The sequence below is a fragment of the Mycobacterium sp. WUMAC-067 genome (assembly GCF_020217485.1).
Classification (GTDB): Bacteria; Actinomycetota; Actinomycetes; order Mycobacteriales; family Mycobacteriaceae; genus Mycobacterium.
Window position 1 is genome coordinate 1 of the sequence record NZ_JAEKMI010000098.1, and the last position, 6,834, is coordinate 6,834.

9 protein-coding genes are annotated in these 6,834 nt (G+C 63.5%); 3 read left to right on the forward strand and 6 right to left on the reverse strand.

Annotated features, from left to right (window positions below):
* The 6 genes from JF781_RS27085 to JF781_RS27110 form a co-directional block, all read right to left on the reverse strand.
* Nucleotides 1-292, reverse strand: a 292-nt coding sequence (locus JF781_RS27085) for an alpha/beta hydrolase fold domain-containing protein (RefSeq protein ID WP_225341335.1), incomplete at its 3' end; no start/stop codon positions are given.
* Between the two features lie 423 nt (nucleotides 293-715).
* Nucleotides 716-1,168: a MaoC/PaaZ C-terminal domain-containing protein gene (locus tag JF781_RS27090; RefSeq protein ID WP_007172211.1), complete on the reverse strand. Its 453-nt coding sequence runs from the start codon at nucleotides 1,166-1,168 to the stop codon at nucleotides 716-718.
* Between the two features lie 14 nt (nucleotides 1,169-1,182).
* On the reverse strand, nucleotides 1,183-1,659 hold the full coding sequence (locus tag JF781_RS27095; protein ID WP_170826177.1) for a MaoC family dehydratase N-terminal domain-containing protein: 477 nt from the start codon (nucleotides 1,657-1,659) through the stop codon (nucleotides 1,183-1,185).
* 32 nt (nucleotides 1,660-1,691) lie between these two features.
* The gene (locus JF781_RS27100; protein ID WP_007172213.1) at nucleotides 1,692-2,027 is read right to left on the reverse strand and encodes a hypothetical protein; all 336 of its coding nucleotides are present in this window, start codon (nucleotides 2,025-2,027) and stop codon (nucleotides 1,692-1,694) included.
* A complete protein-coding gene (locus JF781_RS27105) occupies nucleotides 2,014-3,405 on the reverse strand; it encodes an acyclic terpene utilization AtuA family protein (protein ID WP_033721564.1) in 1,392 nt (463 codons plus the stop codon). The genes JF781_RS27100 and JF781_RS27105 overlap by 14 nt, the downstream gene beginning before the upstream one ends.
* A complete protein-coding gene (locus JF781_RS27110; RefSeq protein ID WP_007172215.1) occupies nucleotides 3,402-3,575 on the reverse strand; it encodes a hypothetical protein in 174 nt (57 codons plus the stop codon). The genes JF781_RS27105 and JF781_RS27110 overlap by 4 nt, the downstream gene beginning before the upstream one ends.
* A 456-nt stretch (nucleotides 3,576-4,031) precedes the next feature.
* Between JF781_RS27110 and JF781_RS27115 the strand changes: the two genes are divergently transcribed.
* From JF781_RS27115 to JF781_RS27125, 3 genes are read left to right on the forward strand one after another with little or no spacing between them, the layout of a single operon-like run.
* Nucleotides 4,032-5,186: an acyl-CoA dehydrogenase family protein gene (locus JF781_RS27115; RefSeq protein WP_007172216.1), complete on the forward strand. Its 1,155-nt coding sequence runs from the start codon at nucleotides 4,032-4,034 to the stop codon at nucleotides 5,184-5,186.
* 40 nt (nucleotides 5,187-5,226) lie between these two features.
* Nucleotides 5,227-6,414 carry a thiolase family protein gene (locus JF781_RS27120; protein ID WP_033721567.1) on the forward strand — a complete coding sequence of 396 codons (1,188 nt, stop codon included), beginning with the start codon at nucleotides 5,227-5,229 and terminating at the stop codon, nucleotides 6,412-6,414.
* Between the two features lie 20 nt (nucleotides 6,415-6,434).
* Entirely contained in the window at nucleotides 6,435-6,815 is a 381-nt protein-coding gene (locus JF781_RS27125; protein ID WP_046185921.1) for a Zn-ribbon domain-containing OB-fold protein, read from the forward strand.
* Nucleotides 6,816-6,834: the final 19 nt, after the last annotated feature.

Below are 6,834 nucleotides of genomic sequence, written 5' to 3' on the forward strand. Positions count from 1 at the left end.
GTGCGTCGTCAGCAGCCGCCGGATACGGGTAACGCGGAGCCAATCGATAGCGGACCGCGAAGACCGGGCGCAGCGACGCGGCAGACAGTTCGCCCAGCAGACCGCGATGGGTTTTGGGAGAGCACATCGAAAATGCGCCGCCGTGAATGTAAAGGATCGGTGGCCCGTCCGGGTTGACGTTCGGTGCGACGACCCAATCTCCCCTCACTCGATCGCCGGCGAAGACGGTGTCGACCAGCCTTACGCGCAGTCCTGGGCGTGGGCGGGACGCGATGAGCGCCGCCCGAAGCACCCGATCCATCACAGCAAGCCCGTACTGGTTGGACGGTAGTGCTTGCGTCAATGGGCGAAGGACCCCGCGTGCGGATGTTGCGATGAGGTAGCTTGTCAGGCTCGGATCCCAATCCGAGGAAACGGATATCACGATAAGCCAGCCAGCTTTTCGTTGGTGCGGCCCCCTGTAGCATCCCAAAGCCCGCGTATAGCGGATCGAGGTCGCTGGCGCGGGGCCACGTCGTCTTTGAAGTGGTGGGTATAAGAAGGAAGCAGGCCTTGTAGGAACCACTGTTACTGATCTACCGGCAGCCTTCAAAGCGACGCGCGCCGTCGTCGCCAGAGCCGCAGAGCTACGCGATCCAGAGCGGGTCGTCCCCCGGTCGAGCTGGCGCAGGAACGTAGGCAACGATGATGCAGCGACGGCTGTCGAAGTTCTCGATTACCGCCGACCGGCCGGCAGTTGCAAGGTCGCCTCACTGGGCACGCATATGCCCTCCTCGCTGGACACTGCCAGTTCCAGGTCGACCAGGCGCATTCCGCGGTCTTGGCGCTTGGCCACCACCCGCCCGGTAAGGGTCGCGGTCTGTCCCGGGTAGATCGACTTGATCATCGATATCTTGCGCCGGCGCAGGAGCGCGTCGGGGCCCGCCCAGTCGGTGAGGCCCCGGTCGATGAAGCCGTGAAAGAACAGCGTCGACAGGTAGATCGTTCGCTGGCCCTGGCTGCGTGCGTACTCCGGATCGTGATGGCCCGGGAACCAGTCCCACGTCGCCGCGGCGTTCATGCAGACCCGCTTGTAGGTGATAGGAATCGACACCGGCGTGATCTCGTCGCCGACAATGACGTCATCGAAGGTAAGGCCTTTGATGTCTGCAGTGCTGATCTTGGTCATGAGCGCCCCCGGGTTTACTGGGCTGTGTCGTAGCGGAACAGGACGTTGGTGTTGCGGGCGATGTTCTCGCCGTGCTGGTCGGTGTAGGTGGTAAGCGATGTGATGAAGACGCCGGTTCCCAGCCGAGTCGTCTTCTCGTCGGATAGCGAGACGATCTCCTCGACTATCCAAACGTGGTCACCGACTCGGGGTCGGCGCTCCAGCTCGGTGGTGGTGGAGGCGTTGATGATGTGGTGGCCGGGCAGGGGAACGTTGAGCGCGAAAAGCCCGTCCTCGCGGTGCAGGTGCGCGGGCGCCCATTGCGGGTTCATGCCCAGGGTCATCAGCAGGCCCGGTGGGCACTCGTCGCCCTCCCAGTACCGTGGGTTGGCGTCCTCAACCAGAGAGCAGTAGTAGAGGATCATCGATCGGTCGATCGGAAACCACGCCTGCTTTGGCTCGGAGCGACGACCGACCCAGGACCGGCCCTCCTCTAGAGTGCCGAACGCCATCCCGAGCCCGGTGACATCGTTGGTGTGGGAGCTCACGGTGTTGCCTTCCCTTCGATGGCGGGTTCGGGCAGGGGCATGCGGGACAGGATCGAACACATCGACTTGCCGGTCTCGTCGAAGCGCAGTGTTGCGGTTGCGCCGCCGCCGAGGGCTCCCCGCATGACGATGTTGAACGCATGCAGGCGAGGCAGCGTGTAGATCGTCACGGTTCCGGTGACCAGACCCTTCATGAAGGAGGTGATGGCCTCCGGCCGCAGTCCGCGTTGCAGCGCGGCAAAAGCCTCGGCGTCGCGGGCGAGCACCACGACGTTGGAGATGTCACCCTTGTCGCCTGAACGCACGAACGCCAACTCGTCAATGGTGGGCATCGAGCATCTCCTTGGCGGCCTGGACACGGACGTGCTGTGGGACGAACTCACGCGGTACCAGGGTCGGCCACAGCGCTATCACCTTGCGCACCGCCAGCGGCGCGCCGAAGGCGGTACCCACCGGACCGGCCGTCGCTGGCAGCAGCATCGCGCGGCGGGCGACCTCGGCCTCGCTGCGGGTGCGGCACTTGGCCACCATCCGGAGCTCGACCTCGTTGGGCTGGGCGTCGGGTGCCGGTCGTGGGGCCACCGGGCCGGCCAGCGCGTCCCAACCGACACGGTCGAAACGCATCTCCTGCGGAATGACACCCAGGTACTTGATGCGGCCGCGCACTAGCCTCTCGCAGAAGTCGGCCTTCTCCAGAGCATCGGGCCAGGGGATCATCGTGCGCCCCTCGGCGAGGTAGCCGTCCTCGTAGCCGATCTGCACCTTGAGCGTGTCCGGCCGTCGGCGGCCGGTCATGCCCGTGAGCTGCACGCGGTCGGGGCCGAGTTCTTTGACCTCGACACCGCCCATGTCGACGACACCGTCGGGCAGCAAATAGCAGAACGGGTCGTGCACTTCGTAAAGCAAATGCTCTTTGATGGTCCACTCGTTGAGCACCCCACCCGAGCCCGGCACCTTACTGATCACAGCGGTGCCGTCAGCCGACATCTCGGCCATCGGGAACCCGAGCCGCCACGGATCACGCGACAGCCGCCACTGCGAGGACATGCCGCCGGTCGCGATGCCCGCACACTCCAGTACATGACCGACGGTAAGCGCGGCGCCGATCAGGTCGGGATTACGCTCAAATATCCACCCGAAGTGGCGCATGAGCGGCCCGCAATAAAGCGCAGAGTCGGCAAGCCTGCCGCCGATCACGACATCGGCGTCGCCGTCAAGTGCGTCAATGATCCCGTCGGAGCCGGTGTACGCCGAGACAGCGACGATCCGGTCGGCGATGCGGTCGATGTCTTCTTCGCCGGACTCAAGGTGCGCGAATTGCCAACCCGAATCCCTGATTTCGGCGATTCTCCCCGTCAAGTCGTCGCCCTCAATGGTTCCGATGCGGGTGTCGGGATATCCGGCGTCACAGGCCACTCGCGCAGCGGCCAGTGCGGCGGCACCCGGGTTCGCTCCGCCCCCATTGGTCACGATGCCGACGTCGTTACGGCGGGCAGCGGGCAGCGCCTGACGCAGAATGGGTTCGACATCGGGCACGTACCCTTTACCCGGGTCACGCATCTTGGCACGGGTAAGGAGCGCAACGGTCAACTCGGCCAGCAGGTCGAAGCAGGCAAACTCGACACCGCCCTGCTCAATGAGTTCCACCGCGGGATCCACCATGTCACCCCAATAGCCGGCACCAGCACCGATCCGCACGCTGGCACTCATGCGCACTCCTGCGCCGCCTCGGCGCTTGCCGCCGCGATGTCGGCACTAGGCGGCGGCGCGCTTGGCGGTATCCCGCCGACTGCCGGATCGACAAAGGGCACGAATGCGGCGCGCCCGGCCAGCCGTCCTTTGCCGGTGACCCCCGCAGCAATCAGCATCGTTCCGGGCATCGTGTTTTCCTCCTCTCTGTCCCCGGCCGTCGACCGCAAAGCTCTTGGCCGCGGGCCTGTTAATTGGCGTTAGCGTACGCTGTCTTGACACCGCTCGGCAGTGACCCGAGGCCCGGCGTCCGGGTCAAGCGAATCGAGCTTCCCGAAGTTGTCGACGTTGCGCCACGCCAGAGGGGCGAGATTGCCTTTCTGCTCATGGGCTGGGGATTAGAACGACTCCGGCTGCTGCCGAGAAATCACGTATCCGGCGTGGCGTAAAGCCGGTCACTGGAAGTCGACGCACTACCGACACGCGGACTTGCGCGTCAATGTTAACGGCCGATAACGTATCACCGGGCGATTACGCTGCTGTCGAGCGGTGACGGAAGCTTCCCTCGAATTCCTCGGTGTGTCGCCTGAAGTTTGTCGTGGCCGGTGCAAACCCGGACCTGCGGGTGATTCAAGGGGTTGAGCGGTATGGAGATATCAGAGAGCCAGGAACGGCGGGATCTGCGGGCGGCGGTTGCGGCCATCGGGAAGTCGTACGGCCACGATTACTACCTGACCAAATCCCTGGGGGGCGAGAAGTCTACGGAACTGTGGCAGGAGGTAGGTAAGCAAGGTTTTCTCGGGGTGAATATTGCCGAGGAGTACGGCGGTGGCGGTGGGGGTATCTACGAACTGCATGCCGTGGGAGAGGAGTTGGCGGCGGCGGGGTGCCCGTTGTTGATGACGGTGGTGTCGCCGGCCATTTGTGGCACCATCATCCAAGCGTTCGGAACCGACGAGCAGAAACGGCGTTGGCTTCCGGGCATTGCGAGCGGCGAGATCATAATGTCGTTTGCGATCACCGAGCCCGACGCGGGCTCAAACTCGCACAACATAGCGACGACCGCCAAGCGGGACGGCGCCGACTGGGTTCTGCGTGGCACCAAGTACTACATCTCGGGAGTGGACGAGGCGCAAGCCATCTTGGTGGTCACCCGAACGGGTACTGACGAGCGTGGGCGCGGCCGGCTGTCGCTGATGGTGGTTCCCACGGACGCTGCCGGCCTGCAGAAGACTCTGATTCCCGTGCAAGCCGTGACACCGGAGAAACAGTTCACCCTGTTCTTCGACGATGTACGTGTTCCCGGTGACAACTTGATCGGCGCTCGGGACGAGGGACTGCGGCAGGTATTCGTTGGTCTGAATCCGGAACGGATAATGGGGGCGGCGCTGGGCAATGGGATCGGCCGGTACGCGTTAAACAAGGCATGTACCTACGCCCGGGAGCGCAGGGTGTGGGACACCCCTATAGGGGCACATCAGGGAGTCGCTCATCCGCTGGCGCACGCCAAAATTCAGGTTGAACTCGCACGCTTGATGACCCAACGGGCGGCCGCCTTACACGATGCCGGCGAGGCAGGGGCCGGCGAGGCGGCGAATATGGCCAAGTACGCGGCAGCTGAAGCCGGAATCCTTGCGCTGGACCAAGCGATTCAGACGCATGGCGGCAACGGTCTGGCTACGGAGTACGGGTTGGCGACGTTGTGGGGACCGGCGCGGTTGATGCGGACGGCACCGATCAGCCGGGAGATGATCCTCAATTATGTTGCGCAGCATAGTCTCGCGCTTCCACGGTCATACTGAACGTCGACTAGGTTTGGGTGGCTGCTTCCATGAGGTCAACGTGAGAACTTGGGCACTTGCCAGCGAGCCGGCTATCGCCGCAGTAGAAGAACTACCGCCAGGAAAGTACGAAGGCCACGACGGCGCGGGCATGCAGGAGTTGGTGCTTCGTCGGTTTCTGCAGAGCCATTCACTTGGTCCCCGCGATGTGGACGGCCTGCTGGTTTGCCCGTCCGGCATGGCCAGCGGTGCGGGTGCCGACATCTTCGTCCACGAGCGCCTCAATGACGTGTTGGGCATCCGGCCGCGCTTTTGTGAGACTGTCAACGTCGGTGGGGCGACCTACACGATCATGCTGTCGCGGGCTGCACTTGCAATCAGCGCCGGCCTTGCAAACGCGGTGCTCTGTATCGGTGCGGGGAAATTCCCCAAGGTGGGGCGGGGAGGCGGCGCCAACGCAATGGCGCGCATGATCAGCCACCCGGACTTTGAGTACCCATACGGCAGCTTCATCCCAGCCCTTTACGCCTTAGCCGCCACGCGGCATATGGCCGAACGCGGAACGAGCCGCGATGCTCTTGCCGCCGTGGCGGTCTCGAGCCGCGAGTGGGCGTTACGGCATCCAGATGCTTTGATGCGCAACGCGGGTCCGCTCACCGTCGAGATGGTTCTGGCTTCACGACCTATCGCGTGGCCGTTCAATTTGCTGGACTGCTCAGTACCGTGTGAAGGTGGCGCCGTGTTCCTAGTGGCCCATGGTGACCGCGCGCGGGAAATCACCGACCAACCGGCCTATGTATTGGGCTTCGGTGAACACCACGATCACGGCAACATCACCCACACCAGCGACTTCGCAACAATGGGTGCCAGCGTGTCAGCGCGTGCCGCGTTCGAAATGGCCGATCTTTCGCCTTCGGACGTGCAGGTGGCCGAACTGTACGATGCCTTCACGATCAACCCGATACTGCTGTTGGAGGAAACGGGGCTGGTGGCGGCAGCTAAAGGTGGCCACTTCTTCCTGGATGGGCGGGGGGCGCCCGGCGGTGACCTTCCGGTGAACACCTACGGGGGTCTGCTGTCATTCGGACACACCGGCGACGCGTCGGGAATGTCGATGCTGATCGAAGCTGCGCGCCAAGTGATGGGGAAGGCTGCGGATCGTCAAGTGTCTGCAGAAATAGCATTGGTACACACTTACGGCGGCATGATGGCAGACCATTCGACCGTACTCTTGGGGAGGACGCCGTGACAACTGCTCCCATGCCCACCGTGACTGACAGCACGGCCGTGTACTGGCAGCAGGCAGCTGTCGGGCGGTTTGTGCTCCCGAAATGTCGGGAGTGCAAGCGATTCCATCATCATCCCCGCCCTTGGTGCCCATACTGCTGGGCTGCGGATCTGGATTGGCAAGAACCTTCGGGAAAAGCGACGATCGTCACCTACACCGTCGTCCGTCAGGCCCCGTCGCCAGCTTTCACCGCTCCTTACGTCTTGGCGATAGTGGAGCTGGAAGAAGGACCTCGAATGATGACCAACGTGATCGAATGCAACGTCGATGAAGTGCGGGTCGGTATGGCTGTCGAGGTGGTCTTCGAATCACGAGGCAACCTGGCACTTCCGCAGTTCCGACGGGTCACGTCAACTGCGTGACGAGCCGACGCGAAAACTC

What these genes read in the sequence shown, in the direction of transcription:
- JF781_RS27090 (WP_007172211.1), bottom strand. Translation starts at nt 1,168, where the DNA reads ATGACCAAGATCAGCACTGCAGACATCAAAGGCCTTACCTTCGATGAC.
- JF781_RS27095 (WP_170826177.1), bottom strand. Translation starts at nt 1,659, where the DNA reads ATGGCGTTCGGCACTCTAGAGGAGGGCCGGTCCTGGGTCGGTCGTCGC.
- JF781_RS27100 (WP_007172213.1), bottom strand. Translation starts at nt 2,027, where the DNA reads ATGCCCACCATTGACGAGTTGGCGTTCGTGCGTTCAGGCGACAAGGGT.
- JF781_RS27105 (WP_033721564.1), bottom strand. Translation starts at nt 3,405, where the DNA reads ATGAGTGCCAGCGTGCGGATCGGTGCTGGTGCCGGCTATTGGGGTGAC.
- JF781_RS27110 (WP_007172215.1), bottom strand. Translation starts at nt 3,575, where the DNA reads ATGCCCGGAACGATGCTGATTGCTGCGGGGGTCACCGGCAAAGGACGG.
- JF781_RS27115 (WP_007172216.1), top strand. Translation starts at nt 4,032, where the DNA reads ATGGAGATATCAGAGAGCCAGGAACGGCGGGATCTGCGGGCGGCGGTT.